17 protein-coding genes are annotated in these 20,977 nt (G+C 41.3%); 9 read left to right on the top strand and 8 right to left on the bottom strand.

Translation table 11 applies throughout. From position 1 onward, the window contains the following. The first annotated feature begins 17 nt into the window (after positions 1 to 17). A complete protein-coding gene (locus tag BMW98_RS11565; protein WP_121505266.1) occupies positions 18 to 1,199 on the top strand; it encodes an LVIVD repeat-containing protein in 1,182 nt (393 codons plus the stop codon). Between the two features lie 265 nt (positions 1,200 to 1,464). Then, positions 1,465 to 2,067, top strand: a complete 603-nt coding sequence (locus BMW98_RS11560; protein ID WP_090258743.1) for a tetratricopeptide repeat protein — start codon at positions 1,465 to 1,467, stop codon at positions 2,065 to 2,067. Between the two features lie 130 nt (positions 2,068 to 2,197). Here the strand turns inward: BMW98_RS11560 and BMW98_RS11555 are convergent, their stop codons facing one another. Then, positions 2,198 to 3,229: a DNA/RNA non-specific endonuclease gene (locus BMW98_RS11555; protein WP_222843639.1), complete on the bottom strand. Its 1,032-nt coding sequence runs from the start codon at positions 3,227 to 3,229 to the stop codon at positions 2,198 to 2,200. Between the two features lie 97 nt (positions 3,230 to 3,326). On the opposite strand from BMW98_RS11555, the gene BMW98_RS11550 reads away from it, so the two are divergent. Further along, positions 3,327 to 6,830, top strand: a complete 3,504-nt coding sequence (locus tag BMW98_RS11550) for an amidohydrolase family protein (RefSeq protein WP_090258742.1) — start codon at positions 3,327 to 3,329, stop codon at positions 6,828 to 6,830. Positions 6,831 to 6,863: 33 nt separating this feature from the next. On the opposite strand, the gene pgl is transcribed toward BMW98_RS11550, so the two are convergent. Together pgl and zwf are read right to left on the bottom strand one after the other, a co-directional pair. Next, complete coding sequence (pgl, locus tag BMW98_RS11545) at positions 6,864 to 7,574, bottom strand: 6-phosphogluconolactonase (protein ID WP_222843638.1); 711 nt, start codon at positions 7,572 to 7,574, stop codon at positions 6,864 to 6,866. Positions 7,575 to 7,585: 11 nt separating this feature from the next. Further along, positions 7,586 to 9,109, bottom strand: coding sequence for a glucose-6-phosphate dehydrogenase (gene zwf, locus BMW98_RS11540; RefSeq protein ID WP_090258740.1), 1,524 nt, complete (start codon positions 9,107 to 9,109; stop codon positions 7,586 to 7,588). 181 nt (positions 9,110 to 9,290) lie between these two features. Here zwf and gndA point away from each other — a divergent pair, with 181 nt between their 5' ends. Further along, positions 9,291 to 10,688: an NADP-dependent phosphogluconate dehydrogenase gene (gndA, locus tag BMW98_RS11535; RefSeq protein ID WP_090258739.1), complete on the top strand. Its 1,398-nt coding sequence runs from the start codon at positions 9,291 to 9,293 to the stop codon at positions 10,686 to 10,688. A 166-nt stretch (positions 10,689 to 10,854) separates the two neighbouring features. On the opposite strand, the gene BMW98_RS11530 is transcribed toward gndA, so the two are convergent. Together BMW98_RS11530 and BMW98_RS20460 are read right to left on the bottom strand one after the other, a co-directional pair. Next, positions 10,855 to 11,796 (bottom strand): hypothetical protein, encoded by a 942-nt coding sequence (locus tag BMW98_RS11530; RefSeq protein WP_090258738.1) that lies wholly within the window; start codon positions 11,794 to 11,796, stop codon positions 10,855 to 10,857. A gap of 46 nt (positions 11,797 to 11,842) precedes the next feature. Next, positions 11,843 to 12,019, bottom strand: a complete 177-nt coding sequence (locus BMW98_RS20460) for a hypothetical protein (protein WP_162844736.1) — start codon at positions 12,017 to 12,019, stop codon at positions 11,843 to 11,845. Positions 12,020 to 12,316: 297 nt separating this feature from the next. On the opposite strand from BMW98_RS20460, the gene BMW98_RS11525 reads away from it, so the two are divergent. The 3 genes from BMW98_RS11525 to BMW98_RS11515 all read left to right on the top strand — a co-directional run bounded on the left by BMW98_RS11525 (position 12,317) and on the right by BMW98_RS11515 (position 16,830). Continuing rightward, entirely contained in the window at positions 12,317 to 12,652 is a 336-nt protein-coding gene (locus BMW98_RS11525) for a PadR family transcriptional regulator (RefSeq protein ID WP_090258737.1), read from the top strand. Further along, complete coding sequence (locus BMW98_RS11520; RefSeq protein ID WP_090258736.1) at positions 12,649 to 15,240, top strand: ABC transporter permease; 2,592 nt, start codon at positions 12,649 to 12,651, stop codon at positions 15,238 to 15,240. Before BMW98_RS11525 ends, BMW98_RS11520 begins: the two co-directional genes overlap by 4 nt. A 360-nt stretch (positions 15,241 to 15,600) precedes the next feature. Next, positions 15,601 to 16,830: an outer membrane beta-barrel protein gene (locus BMW98_RS11515; protein ID WP_090258735.1), complete on the top strand. Its 1,230-nt coding sequence runs from the start codon at positions 15,601 to 15,603 to the stop codon at positions 16,828 to 16,830. 23 nt (positions 16,831 to 16,853) lie between these two features. Here the strand turns inward: BMW98_RS11515 and BMW98_RS11510 are convergent, their stop codons facing one another. The 3 genes from BMW98_RS11510 to BMW98_RS11500 are packed head-to-tail and all read right to left on the bottom strand — an operon-like array spanning position 16,854 to position 19,467. Then, positions 16,854 to 17,591, bottom strand: a complete 738-nt coding sequence (locus BMW98_RS11510; RefSeq protein ID WP_090258734.1) for a hypothetical protein — start codon at positions 17,589 to 17,591, stop codon at positions 16,854 to 16,856. 7 nt (positions 17,592 to 17,598) lie between these two features. Beyond that, positions 17,599 to 18,942: a GntP family permease gene (locus BMW98_RS11505; RefSeq protein ID WP_090258733.1), complete on the bottom strand. Its 1,344-nt coding sequence runs from the start codon at positions 18,940 to 18,942 to the stop codon at positions 17,599 to 17,601. Positions 18,943 to 18,978: 36 nt separating this feature from the next. After that, positions 18,979 to 19,467 (bottom strand): gluconokinase, encoded by a 489-nt coding sequence (locus tag BMW98_RS11500; RefSeq protein ID WP_222843637.1) that lies wholly within the window; start codon positions 19,465 to 19,467, stop codon positions 18,979 to 18,981. A 65-nt stretch (positions 19,468 to 19,532) separates the two neighbouring features. Here BMW98_RS11500 and BMW98_RS11495 point away from each other — a divergent pair, with 65 nt between their 5' ends. Further along, entirely contained in the window at positions 19,533 to 19,967 is a 435-nt protein-coding gene (locus tag BMW98_RS11495; RefSeq protein ID WP_090258732.1) for an OmpA family protein, read from the top strand. 341 nt (positions 19,968 to 20,308) lie between these two features. Further along, positions 20,309 to 20,965 (top strand): ATP-binding cassette domain-containing protein, encoded by a 657-nt coding sequence (locus BMW98_RS11490; RefSeq protein WP_222843636.1) that lies wholly within the window; start codon positions 20,309 to 20,311, stop codon positions 20,963 to 20,965. Positions 20,966 to 20,977: the final 12 nt, after the last annotated feature.

Genomic DNA, 20,977 nt, shown 5'->3' with positions numbered 1-20,977 from the left:
TTGGAAACTTTCAACTAATGAAAAAACTACTCTTAATACTGATAGCAATGAGCCTCTTGTACTCGTGCAAGGAGGACCTTAGTGAAACCATTCCGGAAGAAGCCTATATGCCGGAATTCGAAGCAGATGAATCTACTGCTTCTTTAACCAATCGTGTTACTTCGTCAAACAGTGAGGCCTTTTCCTTGAATAGTGGCGGGAATGTAATTCAGTTTAATAAAATAGCTGAAGTAAGCCCCAACCAAGTAAATGGTTTCAACCTAAGTGCTACGGCAGTAACCGAATTAGATGATAGAGTGTATGTTACTTACCATATTAGAGGAGAGGAATATGGTGGTGAAATATTAACATTCGATGTAAGCAATTCCGCTCAACCGCAACTTTTAAAATCAATTGTAGATCCTTCTGCCGACTTTAACGACATAATGATGGGGCAGGGCACAGTAAACCTTTGGGTGGCTGGGGCTAGAGACGTGAGTGTTTCTGGTTACGACAATACCAATGGAGCTGTAGCATTAAAAATTCCTTTAAACGGTGGCAAGTTACCAAGAAACAGTGCTGCTTGGGAAGCGCCTTTGGCTTCGTATTCGGCTAGCTCGATTACCAGGGTTCCGCCACCTGCAGGATCAAGTAATGGTAGAATTTTCGTTACATCTGGTAGCGCAGGCGGTATCTCGGTAATTAGAGGTAATGATGTTGACGAGGTGTTCCATACCAGATCTGTTAGCAACGCCAAGCACTTTGATTATGACAATGATAGAGGTGTGTTTTTACGCGGTAATGGAGATGGTTCTTCCAGTGTAGATATTTACAAGCTTGATGATTCTTTCGATTTTGAAACCTTTACGATTCCTTACGATGTAACGCCATTGGGTAAAAACGGGGTTGAGGTAGTTGGTGACTATGCTTACTTGGCCATGGGTGCCGATGGTTTGGTGAAAGTAGACCTCGTAAACAAAACGATTGTTGGTAGTTATAAGGCTACAGGTAATGGTTTAGCGAATTCAGTAAAAGTACTAGATGGCCTGGTTTACCTAGCCAATGGAAGCGATGGGCTAATTATTCTTGACGAAAATGATCTTAGCATGCTGCAGAATTACAAATACGATGGCTCATGTAATTACGTGGCAATTGAAAAAGATTTGGTTTTTGTTGCGAACGGTAGCACCGGAGGCCTGATCATTCTACAAAAGCAATAGTGAGAGAGATATTCCCGAAATGGGAGCGTTTTTGAATAGTCAATTAAGTTAAGTTATTGATTTACAGGTGTTAATGTTTTTGGCCTGTAGCTTGAATAATAAGAATTGTTGTTTTGAGTTTTTGACCATATTTAAGACACGTGTGTGTGTTGATGGGTAACATCTTTCACGTTACCCTGAGGAAAGAGGCGGAGGCCTCTTTCTTTTTTTCCTTAAACCAAATTAAACAATACCTTTGCGGCCTATTCCTATACCTATTAAAACTATGCTTAATAAGATTTCTAAACTGTTTTTCGCCTTACTTGTGTTGGCACTAGTAGGATGCGGTGCCGATACCACCAGAGAAGCAGATAAACTATACATTGACGGCAAGTACCAAGAAGCCATTGCCGCTTACAATGAGTATCTCTCAACCAAGCCAAAAGATATTAAATCGCTTTACAATAGAGGTAGGGCTTACGAGGAACTTGGCCAAGTTGAAAAAGCCAAAACAGATTTTGAATCGGTGTTGAATATTGATGCTGATAATGTGAATGCTAACCTTAGCATGGGTAAGTACTGGTACAACAATGAGCAGTACGATCAGGCTATTAACTTCTTCGATAAAGTGATTCGTGTTGATAGCAAACAAGGAACAGCTTATTTGCTAAAAGGCCGCTCTTTGCATAAGCAGGGCGAGTTTAAAGATGCTGTTAAGAATTACAATGTGGCCATTGATATCAGCAATAAGAATGAGGAAGCTTACTTGTTCAGAGGAGCATTGCGTATCAATTTGGGACAGAAGAGAAGTGCCTGCAACGACTTTAATCGTGCAAAAGAACTTGGTTCTGCTGAGGCTGCAAGTGCTTTTAGCAAATACTGCCAGTAACTTTTAAGTCAACTCAGAAACAAAGAAGGCCAGCTAAGTAATTAGCTGGCCTTCTTTTATAAAAAGTAACGATGTTAACTCGAAAGGTTCTTCAAACTACTTTGTAGTCCATTAATGGTAACCGAGCTGGTTACCATTTCCATCCGGTAGTAGACTTGCTGCTTTCCAGCATACGCTCCATGTCGTCTGGCATGCTTGGGAAGAAGTCGAGACCGGTAAGTTGCTCCACACTGTCAATGGTAACCACAAAGCTGCTGAGCTCTGCTTTGCTGCCTTCGTTCTTCATTAAAAAGGCAATCGCTTTGATCTCCGGTTTTTGGACGTCCAATACGATTTTATAATAGTATTTAGGGATAGCCACTTCGTTTTTGCCTATCGTAGTTAGGCCATCGCTTAAAACAGGACCAGTAACTACATAAATGTTGTCGTTTTCCATGGCCCAGTCGCGCACTTGTTCTTCTAACTTTTTCCAGATGCCACGGTTAAAGCTTGGGTTTTGTGGACTCATATTACTCATGTAAAAGCTTTGAGAAAGCGCAAACTCATCGTACGAAAAGTCGGCAGCAGGGGCTAGGTGACCGCGATCGTACCCTGAACCTTTGTAATCGGCCAAGCTAGCCGATTTGGTTCTTACCCTTGGGTCTTCCCGGAAGTCGTCTTTACGTTCATAGGTTTTCTGTTTCAAGCTATCGGCCGAAAGTTTATAGGCCACCCAAATGGCTTGTTCGTGCGGTTCGCTGTAGCGTATGGTGTAGTATGGCCGCTCAATAATTGTCTCATTGGTTGAATACTTCGGCCACATAAAATCAAATGCTGCAGTAAAATAAAGATCAAAAGCTTCTAGTTGGCTTTGCGATGGTGCAGCACTTGTTCCTGAAGTCGTTGGTTTTGGTGTTTCAACTTCTGGCTCAGGTTTGGTGTTGGGTTGGGGAGATTGTGCTGGTTCAGTGTTTAAGGGTTCGTCTAGAATTTCAGGTAACTCAAAATCAGACAGTGAGTCGGGTACGAGTTTACCTTCCCAAATGGCCAGTGCGCCATATCCTAAGCCCATTAAAATAATAAGCCCTAGTGTGAATTTACCTAAACTGAAACCTGATTTCTTTTTGGCAGGTGCACGTCTGCCACTTGTTTTTCTGCTAGAAGAAGCCCTCTTTTTCGCCATTCAAATGTTTTTCGCAATGATAACCATTAATTAGGGTTCAACAGTAGCTATTTTGCTAAATTACAAGACTAATAGAACCAAATTAAACCACTGATTTATGATTAACCAAAGTCAATTGGTGGCTGTGTTTCAACGAAAGCGTTTTTTGAATACACTGCTTATACTTTGTTTTATAGCAGCGCCTATTCAAGCCAAATCACTTTGGCAAGACGATAAGAAAGACACCACCGAAAAAGGTCAAACAACCTATAAAGACCTTCCGCTGAAGGCAGAGCGAACCCTTTCTTTCAACACGAAAGAAGGCACTTGGGTATCGGTAGATGTGAGCCCCGATGGCCAAACCATTATTTTCGATATGCTGGGCGATTTGTACACCATGCCGATTGGCGGTGGCAAGGCTACCCGCATTACCGATGGTATGGCTTACGACACGCATCCGCGCTATAGCCCTGACGGTAAAAGCATAGTCTTCACTTCGGACAGAAGTGGAAGCGACAATGCTTGGATTATGGAGCTTGAAACGGAAGAAACTACCCAAATTACTAAAGGGAACAACGAGTGGGTACAATCCGCAGAATGGTCGCCTGATGGTGAATATGTGGTAGTAACCAAGGGTAGAAGAAACCTGAAACTCTTTATGTACCACAAAAATGGAGGCGGAGGTTTTCAGTTAATTAGAGAGCCAAGCAACCTAAAAACTATCGAGCCTGCTTTTAGTGCCGATGGTCGCTACATATACTATGCACAGAGAAGAGGTGCATGGAATTACAATGCGCAACTTCCGCAGTATCAAATAGGCGTTTACGATCGTGAAAATGGGCAGAATGCAACGATCACTTCTCGTTACGGATCTGCATTTTCTCCAACTTTATCACCCGATGGAAAATGGTTGGTATACGGCAGCAGGTACGAGGACAATACCGGACTGGTAAAGCGCAATTTGGCCACTGGCGATGAAGACTGGTTGGCTTATCCCGTTCAGCGCGATGAGCAAGAGTCGATTGCTCCGTTAGGTGTATTGCCGGCCATGTCGTTTACTCCTGATAGCAAACACATTATCGCTTCGTGGGACGGAAAACTTTACAAAGTAGCGATTGATGGTGGCGGTGCTACCGAAATTCCGCTAGATGTGGACGTTGAATTGGAAATGGGGCCAAGATTGAAGTTTGAGTATCCGATTTCAGACGAGGAAGACATGGTAGTGACGCAAATCAGAGATGGTGTGCCTTCTCCTGATGGTTCTAAACTGGCATTCACTTCTTTGAATAAGCTCTACGTAATGAGCATACCTGATGGTGAGCCAAAGCGATTAACGGAGTTCGACTTTACTGAGGCTATGCCTACATGGTCTCCAGATGGGAAGTCTATCGCATTTGCCACTTGGTCCGATACTGAAGGCGGAAGTATCTATAAAGTAAATGTAGAGGGTCGTCCTAGACCAGTAAAACTGACTAAGGAGTCTGCTATTTACCAAACGCCTGTTTTCAATACAGATGGTTCGCGCATTGTGTTTACTAAGGGTTCGGCACAAAACTTAATGGATGCTGAAGGCCCTGGTGCACCTCGTGCTTCTGAGGATTTGGCATGGATAGCTGCCGATGGCGGAGACATTAACTTTATTATGAAAACCCGTGGTAAAGGTGCGCCTCACTTTGTGAAAGGTGATGACAGGATCTACCTGAGTGGTTATCAAGGCTTGTCTTCTGTACGTTGGGATGGCACAGACGAGAAAACTATTGTGAATATTACCGGAATTACCACTTTCGGTTCAACTCCAGAAGATCATCATAATTATGAAGTTTACAATCCTTGGAGCGAAGGTGCCGGACATGGAGGAACTTCTCTGCAAGAGGGTGATGGTTGGAGAGAAAACAATCCGCCATCGAGAGCAGGAGTGATTTTTATGGCTCCGGAAGGCGATAAGGCGCTTGCTCAGGTAAACAATGATATTTATGTGGTTACCGTACCTAAGTTGGGGCAAACGCCAACTATTTCAGTTTCTAACCCTCAAAGTTCGCAGTTCCCTTCGTGGAAGTTAACAGAGATAGGTGGGGAGTTTCCTGCTTGGTCTGCCGATGCCAAAAAGGTACATTGGTCTATTGGAAACGCACATTTTATCTACGACTTAGATGAAGCAGAAGCTTATGCAGATAGTGTAAAAGTAGCCAAAAAGGAAGCCGAGGAGGCCAAGAAAAAGGCAGAGGAAGAAAAAACAGAAGAAGATAAGGATGAGGAGGAAGATAAGGCTGGAGAGAAGGAAGAGAAAAAAGAGGAAAAGAAAGATGAAGGATATCAGCCTGTTGAATTCCGTGTTGAAGTAATGGCCAAGAAGGATATTCCTGAGGGAGTTGCGCTCTTAAAAGGTGCTCGTATTATTACCATGAATGGTGATGAAGTGATCGAAAATGGTGACGTACTTATTGAAAACGCACGAATTAAAGCCGTTGGTCCGAGCGGTTCATTAGAAGTCCCACGCAAGGCAGAAGTCATTAATATGAGTGGGAAAACCATTGTTCCTGGTTTTATCGATACGCATGCGCACATGTGGCCAACTTGGGGCTTGCACAAAAACCAGGTGTGGATCTATGCTGCAAATCTGGCCTATGGTGTTACTGCAACCCGCGATCCGCAAACTGCTACTACCGATGTGCTTACTTATTCTGATTTGGTGGAAACAGGAGAGCTTTATGGTCCCCGCGTGTATTCCACCGGTCCTGGTGTAGGTTATTGGATGTATAATCTAAAGAGTTTGGAGCATACCAAAAAGGTGCTGAAGCAATACAGTGAGTACTATAATACCAAAACGATTAAAATGTACTTGGTAGGAAACAGACAACATCGCCAATGGATTATTGAGGCGTCTAAAGAGCAGCAGCTAATGCCAACTACCGAAGGAGGTTTGGACTTTAAGCTCAATATGACGCAGTTGATTGATGGTTATCCTGGGCACGAACATTCACTGCCAATTGCACCACTTTATAAAGATGTAACTTATGCGGTGGCAGAATCGAAAATGGCTTATACGCCAACACTTTTAGTTTCGTACGGTGGCCCTTGGGCAGAGAATTACTACTACTCAAGAGAGAATCCATATCACGATCAAAAGCTGGCGCACTTTACGCCATATGCTGAATTGGCAGCCAAGTCTAGGAGAAGACCAGGATGGTTTATGGACGAAGAGCATGTTTTCCAAAAGCATGCGGAAGGTGTGAAAGCTGTGTTAGATCAAGGTGGAATTGCAGGAGTTGGAAGCCACGGTCAGTTGCAGGGGCTGGGCTATCATTGGGAACTTTGGTCAATTGCTTCGGGCGGTATGTCAGCGCTTGATGCTTTGAAAGTAGCTACTATTCATGGCGCAACGGCTCTCGGCTTAGAGGGCGACCTTGGCTCAATTGAAGCTGGTAAATTGGCCGACTTGGTAATCCTGAATGAAAATCCGTTGGACAATATTCGAAATACCAATAAAATCCATCAGGTAATGAAGAATGGTCGTTTGTACAATGCGAATACTTTGGACGAAGTATATCCGCGAAAACAAAAAGCCGAAACCTTCTACTGGCATACGGCTAAGCCACAAGGCTTACCGGGAATGAAGAAGTAACAAAAAAGCCCTCATTTGAGGGCTTTTTTGATTTTAAAGTTTTACAGCTGCAGCTTGGTCCATGTACCAAGTGAGGGTACCATCTGTTGGCGCAATATGCGCTGCTGGGTATTTTTCTGAGCCTTCTTTTTTGTTAAAGATCTCATCAATTTTTTCGGCTTTGCCTTCGCCAGTAACTAAAAAGCACACGTGCTTAGCATTGTTAATTACCGGACCGGTTAGGGTTACTCTCTTCTGTCCTGAATCTGGATTTACACCAATTGCGCATACGCGCTCATCGTTCATCAGTTCTAACTCGTGAGGGAAGATAGATGCTGTGTGACCATCGCCACCCATACCTAAAATGATGATGTCGAACTGAGGCAGTCCATTGGCGGCCGGTAGGTTATCGCTTATATCCTTGCCATAACGAGCAGCCTCGCCTTCAGGCTCATTTTCGCCCAGCACGCGGTGCACATTAGAGTCAGGAATACTTACCTGAGTGATCAACAAATCGTTGGTCATTTTGTAATTGCTGTCGCCATCGGTTGGTGGTACGCACCTTTCATCGCCCCAGTAAAGATTTACCTTGTTCCAGTCCACTTCTTCTTCGTACTCATCAGCCAATAATTCAAAAAGAATTTTGGGGGTAGAGCCGCCCGAAAGGGCTATATTAAGTGTATTAGACTGATTGATTTGATCGATTAAAAATTCTGCAAAAGCTTGCGCAGTTCCTTGCGCATCAGATGATATAATATGTTTCAAAATTCAGGTAATTAAAGTTCGCAATAGTTTCCGTCATCCGTCAGGTTCTTGCACGGATATCTCCATGTCATGTTTTCTCCCTCTATCAAATTATCGGCATGCTCAGGTCCCCAAGTTCCGGCAGGGTAGCCGTAAACAGGAATATCGTCTTCTTCCCAAGCTTTTAGTATGGTATCAACAAATTGCCAAGCCGATTCGGTACTATCACCGCGTGAGTAAAGCGTAGCATCACCTTGCATACAATCTAAGATCAATCGCTCATAAGCACCTGGCACGTACACATCGGTTAACTCATCGTAATGAAAGTCCATGTTCACTGTTTCGGTACGGAAGCCAGCACCCGGTATCTTCATATCGAATTTTAGCAAAATGCCTTCATTCGGTTGAATACGAATTACCAAGGTGTTGTGCGCATTGGATAGTGATTTATCGTGCGCAAAAAGGTGATGATGATTCGGCTTGAAGTGAATTACTACTTCGGTTACTCTGGTGGGGAGTCGTTTTCCGGTTCTGATGTAAAACGGCACACCGCCCCAACGCCAGTTGTCAATAAAGAACTTCATGGCTACGTAGGTCTCTGTTTTAGAACCTTCTTTTACGCCTTCTTCTTCACGGTAGCCTGGCAAATCTTCGCCACGAACTTTCGATCCGAGGTATTGACCACGGATAACGTTCGTTTTAATATCTTCTTTAGTATAAGGACGAAGGCTTTGGAAAACCTTCATTTTTTCATTCCTGATAGATTCGGCATCGGCTTTTACTGGCGGTTCCATGGCCACCAAAGCTACCAGCTGAAATAGGTGGTTTTGCACCATATCGCGCAAAGCACCGGCACTGTCGTAGTAACCGCCACGCTTTTCAAGCCCTACGGACTCAGCAGCAGTAATTTCTACTCTGTGAATGTAGTTCCTGTTCCAAAGTGGCTCGAATATGCTGTTGGCAAAGCGCGTAACAAACATGTTCTGAACGGTTTCTTTACCCAAATAGTGGTCTATTCGGTAAAGTTGTTCTTCATCGAAGCAGGCAAGTAGTTTACTGTTGAGTTGCTTGGCCGATTCCAAATCGTAGCCAAACGGTTTTTCAATGATTAACCTTCTCCAAGCGTTCTCAGCTTTATTCAAGCCCACATGGCTTAGGCCTTCGGCTATGGTTTCGTAAAGGCTAGGAGGGGTGGCAAGGTAAAATATGTAGTTGCCACAAATGCCCTTAGCTTCGTCAATAGTCTGTAAACGCTGTTTTAGCGTGTTGTAGCTATCTGTATTTTTGGTGTCTAAAGGTTGGTAGAAGATGGCATCGGCAAAAGCTTTTAGCTTGTCTTCACCAGCTTCTTTCTTTAGAATAAATTCGTTTTCAAAAACTACTTTCTGTCTGTAGGCTTCATCTGAATATTCAGAACGGCTGACTCCGGTAACAGCAAAGTGCTCCGGCAAAAAGCCACCACAATACAAATCGAAGACTGCTGGAATTAGTTTTCTTTCGGTCAAATCGCCCGAAGCTCCGAATATTACCAGTATCTGGTCGTCAGTTTTTTTCATTTATATTTTTTCGCTCAGGGTAGCTTGTTTTCTTTGTACCTCTAAAGAGTATTGAGTCCAATTAGTTCCCAAAACTAATGAAAGCTGAAGAATCTTTTGAGTTCCTTAAAATGAAATAACAAGGGAATTATTTTTAGTCGATTTTAGGTTGTAAAACCAACGTATAGAAAACGCAAAGCATATGTCAGATATAGCATACGATTTTGGCCTTGTTGGGCTAGGTGTAATGGGAAGAAACTTTATTCTAAATGTAGCAGATAATGGCTTCTCTGCCATTGGGTTAGATTTGGATAAGGACAAAGTTGATTCGCTTATTACAGAAGGTGGAAATAGGGTAGTAACCGCTACGCAGTCGAAAGAAGAGTTTGTGAACAAGCTCGCTACGCCTAGAAAAATCATGCTTTTGGTGCCAGCCGGAAAAGCCGTAGATGCAGTAATTGCCGATTTGAAACCTTTGCTTTCGGAAGGCGACATTATTATTGATGGTGGAAATTCTTTCTTTACCGATACTGATAGAAGGTTTACTGAACTAGCAGCAGATAAAATCCACTTCTTTGGTTCGGGTGTTTCTGGTGGGGCTAAAGGTGCACGCAGAGGCCCGAGTATTATGCCTGGTGGAGACAAAGCTGCTTATGAGCACATCAAGCCAATTTTTGAGGCGGCATCGGCCAAAGTAAATGGCGAACCTTGTGTGGCACATTTAGGTAATGGCTCGGCAGGTAATTATGTGAAAATGGTGCACAATGGTATCGAATATGGCTTAATGCAGCTGATATCTGAAGTATATGACCTGATGAAGCGTGGATTGGGGCATTCCAATGAGCAACTGCAAAAGACGTTTGATAGCTGGAATAAAAGTGAGTTACAGTCTTTTCTAGTTGAGATCACCGCTGAGATTTTCCAACAAAAAGATGATCTGACCGATGCTGACTTGGTAGATATGATTCTCGACAAGGCGAAGCAGAAGGGTACGGGTAAGTGGACCAGCCAAAACGCAATGGATTTGGGTATTCCAATTCCGTCTATCGATGTGGCTGTTTCTATGCGAGAGATTTCAGCACTAAAGTCTGACAGGGAGAAAGCACAGGCCATTTATGGTGAGCACTCTAACGGAGAAGCAACTATTGATGCTGAAGATGTAAAGAAAGCATTGTTGTTTGCCTTTATTACTACCTACGCGCAAGGGCTAAATCAATTGGTGGAAGCCTCGAAAGAATACGACTATGGTTTGGATTTGGAAACCATTGCAAAGATTTGGAGAGGCGGCTGTATTATTAGAGCAGCCTTGTTAGAGGACTTTAGAAAGGTATTTACGCGTCAGCCAGAACTGAGCAATATTTTGTTAGATCAAGAGATTGCTGAAAAGGTAAAACCATTAATTGAGTCGACCACAAAAGTGGTGAACTATAGTTTGAGCCAAGGTATTCCGTTGCCGGCTGTTTCGGCTTCGCTCAATTACTTTTTGGCATTTAAGAGTGGTAAGTTGCCATTGAACTTAATTCAGGCGCAAAGAGATTACTTTGGTTCGCATACTTACGAGCGAATTGACAGAGAAGGAATTTTCCATACGGAGTGGTAATATAAAAGTATTAAACTGGCGCAAGCGTCTCGCTTGTGCTTTCGAAATACGTTAAAGAAGCCTCGCTTAAAGCGGGGCTTTTTTCGTTGTTGGTGTTGTCATGAAGAACATAGGAGACCTGTTGGTGACAGCACCAACAGGAAAGTGTAATGTTTGTTGTTTTAGCTTACTGTTTCAATCTAAGGATCAAAATATCTTGTCGCCTCATTTTCTGATCTTCTGCCTCTAACCGTGTCTCTCTATTAGTTTTAATTAGTGTGGGTATTCCCGGGTTGTATATGTATTCAAATGAGTGATCATCCTTTACTTGATAAGTTGTTTTCTCAATAAATTCAGTTAAATCTATGTCATCGATTTGAAGCCGACCAAATAGCCCGGTGAGAAAGCTCTTAGTATCTTCTTCATTGATTCGCATTTTCCGAACTAAAGCAGCTTTCCTTTCGATGGTGTCAGCCTCCAAAAGTATCAATTCTACATCACCCCTTAAAGGAGCTCCTCCAAATAAATTAGGCAGCTGCTCCTCATAAAATATAGTTTCATTAAGGGCATACTCATATCCAAAAGGCATGTGAATGAATTGAATTTCTTTTAAAACAAGGCCCTGAATCATTTGATCGCTGGTTAGCATGGCCTTTATTTGTTGTACAGTGTTCGCGGAAAGCGCCCCATCCGATTTTTCAATATCGTCTCCAATTAGGCTATCAATTAGGTTATTTGTCTTTGAACGTATTTCCTCTAGATTGATAACTTCCAGAAACTCCCCGAGTTCATTTGTTTTATAAATCACCTCGGTTTCAAAAAATCCCTTAATTGACCCCATAAGCTTCATGGGAAGGCCTAGTTCTCCTAAAAAGGGTGAGTCGAATTTCCAACTCATGAGATATGAAGAATCTGTTTCCTCAAGCACCTTTAAAATACAGTTATAAGTGATGGAATCATTCTTGGTTAGAATTTCTCCATCCCACTGTCGTTTGATTTTGGTGGCCTCAAATTCATATATATCACCAGTCTCCCAGTATGCTATAAAAGGAATGTATAATGTGTCAGTTTGGGCATAATTAGCCTTCGAAATAATCAAAAGGAATAGGAGTAGGCAGAGTTTCTTCATGTGAAATGGAATACAGTTGCTATTTAATTCAAATTAAGATATTGTCTCAGCCTAATTCTTCATTTCTATCAATAATTGGTTTGTCTTTCTTTCGGTCGGCTTTTCTCTTTTGGGCTTTTTGCTTTTCTGAGTAAGGGCTTTTATCTGAATCAAAGTGAATATGGCTATGGGCTAATGGTGACTTGGGGTGAACCATAAGTCCACCGTAAGGAAAATGTGGCACTCCACAATCATGCTTCGAGTGGGAGCTGAAAGTACGATGGCCAAACCTTTAGAGGAGACCTGTTGGTGACAACACCAACAGGGGAGTGTAATGGGTAAAGCTGTTTGATGACAATATAGGTTGGGCTAACCCTTCGGCTGCGCTCAGGGTTAAAAGAATAGGTGGTGAGAAAGTTAAAACGCGCCTGTTTTGTTGTTCTTGCCAAGGTTTTAATGCTGAATAACAACTATTACTGACAAAGTAGAACTTTATACAAATGTCTTCCGTATATTGCTGGCAATTGTAAATTTAATCAGAATGGGAAGAGCACAAATCGGGGAGTTTGAAGAGTTGGTTCTCTTAACAGTAGGGGTGTTGTATGACGATGCTTATGCTGTGGCCATTGCTAAGGAGCTCGAAGATCAATCGGGTAGGTCGGTAGCAGTGAGTGCGGTGCATAAATCGCTTTATCGTTTGGAAGAGAAGGGCATGCTGGAGTCTAGACTTGGCGACCCGGAGTCCAAACGTGGAGGTAAGCGCAAACGCTTGTTCAACATTACGCCTTATGGCAAAAAAGCTTTAGATGACTCATTGGATCTTAGGTCTAGACTTCGCGGTCAAATTCCTGAATTAGCCTTCAAATTCAATTCATGAAACGTCCTCACGGCATACCAAAATGGCCTTATCTCTTTTTCAAGTTCTACTGCAAGCGAGAGCGATTTGAAGAGATGCATGGCGATTTGGAAGAATATTTCTACGAGAGGGTAGAAACCAAGGGCATGGTCAAAGCCCGATGGTATTACCTCAGAGATGTTCTGCGCTGTTGCCAGCCGTATGCCTGGAAGACACCTTCTTTCTACAAAAACTCAAATCTTATTATGTTCAAAAATTATTTCAAAACAGCCAGCAGAAGCGCTCTGAGAAATCCTCTGAGTAGCTTCATCAACATCTTTGGGCTTTCTATGGCCATTGGTGTTTGTGTTATGACTTATTCCTTCATGAACCAGTCTTTGAATACAGACAAGTTTCATGAAAATAAAGACAAGGTATTTCTGACTACCATTTTTGCAGATCGTGATGGAGAAACTGCCCAGTATGGAGTAACACCCGTGCCTTTGGCTGAACACCTTAAAACTGACTTTGCCAATATTGAAAAGGTGTGTCGAATTGACGATCACAATACAGTTATACGTCTGAACAATCAAGTATTTTATGAAGACATTAGATTGGTAGATGGTGAGTTTTTGGAAATGTTCACCTTTCCTTTAAAATGGGGTGATAAGGCTAGCCTTTATGATCCCAATAGCATCATTTTAAGCGAGGAAGTATCTAACAAATATTTCAAAACGGAGAATCCTATTGGTAAGGAAGTGCTGGTAATTTTTAAGTCAGGAGAGAAGAAGCACTTTGAGATTGCCGGAGTGGCCGAGGACTTTCCAAATATGGCCAATATCAAATTCGATTTCCTGATCAATTACTCCAATATAGAAGTGGCTATGGCTGACCATAAGCCAGCAGACTGGGCGAAATTTCTAGATGCCACTTTGATTCAATTGAATGACCCGACTAGTATTGCTACGGTCAGTACAGGAATGGATAAATACCTCAAGCTTCAGAATGAAGTGAATAAAGACTGGGCGATTCAGGGCTTTGAGTTTATTTCGATCGATGAGCTTTATTTGAATTCGTCCGATATCCAGCAAGCCATTTCCTATGATGATCGAAGACCAGGAAGAGTAACTTTGCCATTTATAGCCGCTTTTATGATCATTTTGGCTTGCCTCAATTATGTCAATATGGCTATTAACTCTATTGCCAAACGCCTGAAAGAAATAGGTGTAAGGAAAGTGATGGGAGCGGATAAAAGGCGGGTGATGATCCAGTTTTTAGCAGAGAACGTTTTCATTACTTTCTGTGCAATGATTTTTGGGCTCTTTTTAGGTATGACGGTATTTATGCCGTGGTTTGAAGGAATTTCAGGGGAGCAATACAGTATTGAACTATCAGATCATCTTTTCTACTTGTTTATGCTCGGATTACTTCTGTTAACCGGAATAGCTTCTGGTATTTATCCGGCTTTCTACATTTCGCGTTTTGAGGCAGTCAAGATTTTTAAGGGGAAAATAAAGTTGGGTCGAAAGGGTTGGCTCACACAAACCTTCCTTGGTTTTCAATTAGTGTTGGCTTGTATTACGATTACTGCTGCGGTCATTTTTGTGCAGAATACCAACTACCAAATCAATAGAAGCTGGGGTTATAATCAGAATCACTTGATGTACATCCATACACCTTCAAAAGAGATGTATGATAAAATGAAGGTCGAAATGGAAAAGAGTTCGTACCTAGAGAATGTTTCCGGCACAGCGGATCATATTGGCAGAAAGAGCAGTAGCGTGGTGGCCGAAACCTTGGACAGAAAGTATGAGGTAAGCGAGCTGAAGGTTGAACCTATCTACTTCAAAACTATGGGGGTCGAAATTGCCTCTGGCAGAGAATGGTCTCAAGATGTGAAATATGGTAATAGAGAGGTGGTGGTGAATCAGACCTTTGTGAATCAATTAGAATTGGAAGAACCACTTGGCTTCGAAATTAAGATCAGAGATAATGATTATGTCATTGTAGGGGTGATCAATGATTTGCATAATCAGCCATTCGGAAATGAAATACAGCCCATGGTTTTCAGCCAAGTGAATGATGGAGATCAGACTTTTCTGATTGCTAATATTACTTCTGGCTATGATTTCAAAGCCTATGATGAAATTGAGTCTACCTGGGATGAACTCTATCCTGAAATTCCATTAGTAGGTGGTTTGCAAGCCGATATTTGGGACGGTTACTTCAACATGATTGGCAACTTCGCAAGGTTCAATAAAGCGGTTGCTACTATTGCGGTTGCCTTGGCTTTACTAGGTCTTTATGGTTTAATGACCTTAAATATTTCGGGAAGAATCAAGGAATTGAGTATTCGTAAAACCCTTGGCGCCAATATGATGCACCTCAGCAAAATCATGTCTAAGCAATATTTAGCACTTACCATTGTTTCAATTTGTGTTGGCGCACCTTTGGGTTATTTCTTTACTAAGTTTCAGCTCGATATGGTCTTTGCTTATCCACTAGATATGGGAGCTTACAGAGTCGTTATTCCTGTAATTATTCTGGTGGTTGCCTTAATTCTCGTAGTATTCTCTCAAGTCTTTAGGGTGAACCGATTTAACCCGATAAAAGGACTTAGGACGGAGTAATTTATTAGTCTTTCGCTAGCGGTATAATTGGCCTCACTTAATGTGAGGCTCTTTTAGTTGTTGGTGTTGTCATCAAGAACATAGGAGACCTGTTGGAGGCAATATCTACAGGAGGGTGTGCAAATGTTACTCTAGTATTTTCTATTCGAATCGTAAGGATGGAACCTGCCACCAAATAACGCTAATTGAGTATGATAGAGAGTTTTACTCTAAATGATGTTCTCATTAAGACTTTTCACTTCTGGAATTGTTACATTATTCGCCCTTTTGTCCTTTCATTTTTAGAATCGGTAATCAATTTAATGACAGTTTTGTCTACATTCCGCTCAGATTTCAATAGATAGTAAATCGCAATTTTTTATGAATAGAATATCACTCACACTACTCTTATTTTTCGCCTTAATTACGCGGTCATTTTCTCAGGTTGTTTTTGAACCTGGATATTTCATTACAGAATCAAATGAAAGAATCGAGTGTCTGATTAGGAATATGGACTGGAAGAACAATCCATATGAGATTGAATACAAACTGTCGGAAGCTAGCAGTGAGAAAATAGAAGGGATTGATAATATTCTTGAGTTTGGTATCAATGGTGAATCAAAGTACATCAGAGCCAAAGTAAAAATTGATAAATCAAGCACTTCTTTAAAAAACCCTTCGTACGAAAGTAATCCAGTATTTGAAGAGGAGACCGTGTTACTCAAAGTGCTAGTTGAGGGCGAAGCTTCATTGTACTCATACAAGAAGGCAACTCTCACGAGGTATTTTTACAAACAGGGCGACATGGATATAGATCAGTTGGTTTATAAACGTTTTATGTCAGGTAACACCAAGGTTCTTTATAATAACTCCTTTAGACAACAGTTGCTTAAAGATTTGACTTGCGAGGATATTGATTATGGCAGTGTTGAAAAGCTTAGTTATAATGAGAAGGACTTGAGGAACCTCTTTGTAACATATAATGAATGTGTCAAGTCAGATTTTATCGATTTTAGGCCAAAACCGATAGAAAATTGGTTTAGCGTATCCCTAAAACCAGGACTTAATTACGAACGTCTGTCTGTTAAAAGAGACAAATCCACACTACTTGACTTTGACTTTGACAATGACTTAAACTTTCGTTTCGGGGTTGAAGCGGAAATATTCGTAATATTTAGAAAAAGAACGCTTAGTCTTTTAGTTGAGCCTACTTTTCATGATTACAGGACAAGGATGGAGGCGGAAGAAGGCCATCTGTTGTTGGGCTTAGAATATGCTAAAGTAAGCCATCAATCAATTGAAGTGCCGGTCGGTGTTAGGTATCATTTTTACTTTCAAAATGGTTCTCAGTTATTTTTTAACGTTACTTCATTGATATTCGATTTTAATAACAACTCTTCAATCGACATCATTAGATCTGACGGATCTACCCATTCTTCAGTAGAATTTACTCCTGTATCAAATATGGCAATTGGTGTTGGGTATAAACACAGCGATAAGTATAGCTTAGAAGTAAGGTACCAACCCAAACAAGAGGCACTATTGTTTTATGAAAATTGGAGCTCTCAATATAGAGGAGTATCATTAATGTTTGGGTATACATTGTTCTAGTTCTGGTTGAGTTCTATACAACATTAAGTTAAGTCGGTATAGAAATAAATTGCTGGAACTGTTAAAATGGCCACTCCCAAACCTATTTGATTATCAGGTAATGCCACAAAAACTGCAAAGAGAATGAGTCCAAGGCAAAATGGGTATGCAAATAACCTGAACAAGTTATTTCGGAATGACCACTTATTATATTTTTCTTCGGGTTTAAGAATGGATGTTCCATTAACAATATTGTAAAGGTTAATAATAAAGGTTCTGGTATTTGTTTTATTCATACCAAATGAAGCAATAGAGGAAGGTTTGTTTGGGTCACAAATGCTGTTAATCAAAATTGAATCTTGAAATGGAATTATGGTAATCATTTCTCCCAAGCTTGCTGTAAGGTTCCAACCTCGAAATGCTCTAATAAACTCTGGTGAGGACTCCTTTATTCTCCATCCAAGTTCCTGAGATGTTTGTATCAGTGCTTCCTGAATTTGATCTTCATTGGCAGTGATTTTGTACTCTTGAAGCTTTAGCCTACGCCATTGAACAATAGTAAGTAGTATGGCAGGAATTAGCCAAAGATAATTGAATAGAAGTTCTTTAGGTGTACTCTCTCCATCATATGAATCAAAGAAGTAAAACTGGACCAGATCGTATGTGGCAAGAAGAGGAGTTAAAAGGACGAAGACCACAATAAAATAATGATCCAGTTTACGCCAAAAAGTGAGACTGACTCTTCTGGATTCTATCATGTGTTTAACATTGTTTTCTTCCATTATTCCCCTAAACCAACTGATAAACAACAAAAATCAAGATAAAGCTGGTTACGGAGATCATGGTCGATTGAATGGTCCAAGCCCTGAGCGTTTGTTGTACGGTATGGTTAAGGTAGCGGTTCACCAGCCAGAAACCGCTGTCGTTTACATGTGAGAGAATCACGGAACCTGCTGCAATGGCCATCATTACTAATGTTTTGTCTGTCATGCTCAGTGTCATATCAGGAATTACAGCCGCTACAATGCCCGCACCTGTGAGCATAGCCACGGTAGCCGAGCCTTGCATAATACGCACAAGCGAGGTGACCAAATAGGCAAGCAGAATCACCGAGAAAGAAGATGTTTGCATGGCAGCGGCAATCATATCGCCAATGCCTGTGTTAATCATCATTTGTTTTAATACACCACCTGCGCCTGTAATAAGAATGATAGAACCAGCAGGCGCCAAGGACTTATTGGTTACTTCAAAAAGCTCAGTTTTACCCAAGCCGCGTTCTGTACCTAGGTGGTATAGTGCTAATAGTGTTCCTATGATTAGAGAGATAAACGGATGACCAAGAAAGCTCAAAACATCAATCCATGTTGCGTGCTGAATTACGCCTTCTAGTGCTAAAGTTTTAAACAGTGAACCTGATAAAATGAGCGCCAAGGGAATACCCAGTACCACAAAAATGGTACGTACAAGGCTTGGGTCAAAGTCTTCCTGAATGTCTTCTACATCATCAAGCTCTGAGAGTTCACTTGGGGTAATAAGTCTGCTTAAATAAACTCCGCATAAAAGCGCAATAGGCAAGCCAATGGCAGCGCCAATTACAATAGCATACCCAAGGTCAACTTGTAGAATATCGGCCACGGCAACGGGACCTGGTGTTGGTGGAATAAAACTATGAGTTACAGCCAAACCAGTGAGCAAAGGCAGGGCGTAGTGCAATACATTTTTGCCGCTTTTCTTGGCTAAAGCTTTAACAATGGGGAAGAGGATAATAATACCAACATCGAAGAAAACGGGGATACAGACAATGAATCCTGTAATGAGCAAGGCCAAGCGCGAACGCGATTCTCCACCTTTCTTCAGTAGAAATAATGCCAGAGATTGTGCTCCACCAGAATGCTCCAGTAAGGCTCCGAATATGGCGCCTAAGCCAACTATGGTGGCTACAAAAGCGAGCGTATCGCCCATGCCTTTAGATATGGAACCGATGATTTCGGTGCCAGATAAACCACCAATGAGCCCAACCCAAATAGCTGCTATAAGCAAGCTAATAAAGGCATTAAGCTTCATTCTAATAATTAGAAATAGGAGTAAGGCTATACCGGTAAGTATAGCGCCAATGAGTTGCGTTTCTTCCATAGGTCAAAAAATCAACTCATAAACTAGTGAATTAAATTAAGTCCTTAAAACTTCAAGTATGTCATTCACCATTTCTTCTGGTGTTTTGTCGGTAGAAATTGAGATGAGATCGGGGCTTTTCTCTAAAGTAGCCAATTGGGACTGCACCAAACTACTTGGCATAAAATGTCCCTTTCTGGCTTCCATTCTGGCAATGGCTTCTGCTTCACTAATATCCAGCAATATGTATTGGTTGTTTAATCGCTGGCTAAGGTAATCGCGGTAGCTTATTTTAAGGGCCGAGCAGCCCAGTATAAATTGGTTTCGGTGCGAATGAGAAACATACTCAACAATAGAGGCAAGCCAAGGCCAGCGGTCATCATCGTCCAGGGGAATACCGCGGTTCATTTTTAGCACATTTTCTTTAGGGTGAAAGTCGTCTGCATCTAAAAACGGTACGCCCAATTTTTGACTTAAAAATTTACCAATGGTAGACTTGCCAGAGCCACTTATGCCCATCAATACAATCAGTTCTTTTTTATCCATTCGTCAGAAAAACGGTAATATTCAAAAACTCTGGCAAAGCACCAATAGCCATTTTCATTCAATCCATGTATATTAATGCTGTGCGTAGTTCGCTATTAATATTAGCCCTTTTTTGTAGTACGGCTTTTGGTGCCAAGTCGCAAACTTTTGGCGAGCCCTCCTTTATCACTAGCGTCTACTTTGGTGGTGGTAGTTTCTTTGTCGACTTTGAACAGTCGACCGCACTAACCAAGTTTCTAAGCGAAATACCGAGTAAACATAACTTCATCATTACCGTGCATAGCCACACCGATAATGTGGGTGGAAAAGAATACAACCAATGGCTTTCGCAAATGCGTAGCGAATCGGTGATTGAGGAGTTGATAATGTGCGATGAGATAAAGCGCGAAATGATTGAGATTAAGGATTTTGGCCTTTTCAATCCCGTATATGATAATACTACGCGAGAAGGGCGACAGAAAAACAGAAGGGTAGATGTAATCTTTTGGTTGGCGATTTAGGTATGAATGTTGCTTTGAGATCGGCAACTATTAAACCCCAAAATTATCGCACGCAAACTAATCGCTCTAAGCTACTTCTATCAGAGGTTAATCATTCCTAATTTACTGATATCCCTTTTAGTGGAGTTATCTGCATTGAGTATACTCTGTTATTTCTCACTAAAACCTTTTGGTATCTCATATATGCTCGTTGGCTTGTTGATTCATTATTATACGTATGAATTGCGCAATAGCAACCAGTATTACTTCTATAGAAACCTTGGTCTCAGTAGGCTCACTTTGTGGCTTTTTTCATTTTCAATCAATTTCATTGTTGGAGTAATCTTAATCTATATCTGAATATGTTACATGTTGATAGCGTAATAAAAGGTTTTGATACAAAGCAGGTTTTATCTGATGTGTTTATTTCATGCAAAAAGGGCGATATAGTTGCCTTAATGGGAAGGAATGGAGTAGGGAAGTCAACGCTTTTAAAAATAATTTTTGGTTCTATTTCAGCAGATGAAAAATTCGTAAGAATTGGCGATAAGGTTTTGAGTAAGGCATTCGAAAAGAATGACTTAATAAAATACCTACCCCAGGACAGCTTCTTGCCTAACCACCTCAAAATAAGTGCGATAATAGATTTGTTCTGTAAAGGTGAAAAGGCCCTATATGTTAGAAATCATTATTTCATTAAGTCTATCGCTAACAAAAACAGTGGAGAACTATCAGGAGGTGAAAGGAGGTTACTCGAAATTCTATTGGTTGTATACTCAGAAGCAAAGTATGTATTGATTGACGAGCCTTTTAATGGAGTTGACCCGATTCATAAAGAGGAAATAAAAAGGTTGATTAAAAGCCAGTCGGTCGATAAGGGATTCATAGTTACCGATCATGATTATAGAAGTTTGCTCGAAATATCGACTAGACAAATATTGATAAATGATGGGGCTACAAAAGAGGTGAAAGACATAGAAGAGTTGCTTGAGGGAGGCTACCTTCCAAAGGGAGATTGATTTTTGTATTCC

It is taken from the genome of Roseivirga pacifica (assembly GCF_900111145.1).
Taxonomy (GTDB): domain Bacteria; phylum Bacteroidota; class Bacteroidia; order Cytophagales; family Cyclobacteriaceae; genus Roseivirga; species Roseivirga pacifica.
The sequence above is the reverse complement of the archived record's forward strand: the minus strand, read 5'-3'. Positions and strand labels throughout refer to the sequence as shown.

Bases quoted from the DNA above. Each gene is read 5' to 3' on its own strand.
- BMW98_RS11565 (WP_121505266.1), top strand. From the start codon at position 18: ATGAAAAAACTACTCTTAATACTGATAGCAATGAGCCTCTTGTACTCG.
- BMW98_RS11560 (WP_090258743.1), top strand. From the start codon at position 1,465: ATGCTTAATAAGATTTCTAAACTGTTTTTCGCCTTACTTGTGTTGGCA.
- BMW98_RS11555 (WP_222843639.1), bottom strand. From the start codon at position 3,229: ATGGCGAAAAAGAGGGCTTCTTCTAGCAGAAAAACAAGTGGCAGACGT.
- BMW98_RS11550 (WP_090258742.1), top strand. From the start codon at position 3,327: ATGATTAACCAAAGTCAATTGGTGGCTGTGTTTCAACGAAAGCGTTTT.
- zwf (WP_090258740.1), bottom strand. From the start codon at position 9,109: ATGAAAAAAACTGACGACCAGATACTGGTAATATTCGGAGCTTCGGGC.
- gndA (WP_090258739.1), top strand. From the start codon at position 9,291: ATGTCAGATATAGCATACGATTTTGGCCTTGTTGGGCTAGGTGTAATG.
- BMW98_RS11530 (WP_090258738.1), bottom strand. From the start codon at position 11,796: ATGAAGAAACTCTGCCTACTCCTATTCCTTTTGATTATTTCGAAGGCT.
- BMW98_RS11525 (WP_090258737.1), top strand. From the start codon at position 12,317: ATGGGAAGAGCACAAATCGGGGAGTTTGAAGAGTTGGTTCTCTTAACA.
- BMW98_RS11520 (WP_090258736.1), top strand. From the start codon at position 12,649: ATGAAACGTCCTCACGGCATACCAAAATGGCCTTATCTCTTTTTCAAG.
- BMW98_RS11515 (WP_090258735.1), top strand. From the start codon at position 15,601: ATGAATAGAATATCACTCACACTACTCTTATTTTTCGCCTTAATTACG.
- BMW98_RS11510 (WP_090258734.1), bottom strand. From the start codon at position 17,591: ATGGAAGAAAACAATGTTAAACACATGATAGAATCCAGAAGAGTCAGT.
- BMW98_RS11505 (WP_090258733.1), bottom strand. From the start codon at position 18,942: ATGGAAGAAACGCAACTCATTGGCGCTATACTTACCGGTATAGCCTTA.
- BMW98_RS11500 (WP_222843637.1), bottom strand. From the start codon at position 19,467: ATGGATAAAAAAGAACTGATTGTATTGATGGGCATAAGTGGCTCTGGC.
- BMW98_RS11495 (WP_090258732.1), top strand. From the start codon at position 19,533: ATGTATATTAATGCTGTGCGTAGTTCGCTATTAATATTAGCCCTTTTT.
- BMW98_RS11490 (WP_222843636.1), top strand. From the start codon at position 20,309: ATGTTACATGTTGATAGCGTAATAAAAGGTTTTGATACAAAGCAGGTT.